1 pseudogene is annotated in these 247 nt (G+C 51.8%); it reads right to left on the reverse strand.

Annotated features, from left to right (window positions below):
- Window positions 1-14: 14 nt before the first annotated feature.
- Window positions 15-239 (reverse strand): annotated as a pseudogene (locus tag A1830_RS22000) (colicin immunity domain-containing protein); the annotation flags it as partial.
- Between the last annotated feature and the right edge of the window lie 8 nt (window positions 240-247).

Here is a 247-nt window from a genome sequence, read left to right on the forward strand (position 1 = left end):
TCCAGCAGGGCTTTCACTTCCGCCCTTAATTCGGCCTCATTCATCTCGCAGCTATAGCGACTGCGATCCGGTTCAGGGTCATAGCAGTCGGCTGCCATGAAAAGTTCCTCTCCGCAGCGATCTACCGCCTTGTCCGGCTCTCTCACTCCCCATAATCTGTCCCGTTCGATAACGATATCTTCGCAAAACTGTTCAACACTAATCCTGTTGCTGAGGAAGTCTCTTCCCAGCTCGACCAATTTAACTC

Origin of the sequence: Erwinia sp. ErVv1 (genome assembly GCF_900068895.1) — a bacterium.
In the GTDB taxonomy this organism is placed as follows: Bacteria; Pseudomonadota; Gammaproteobacteria; order Enterobacterales; family Enterobacteriaceae; genus Erwinia.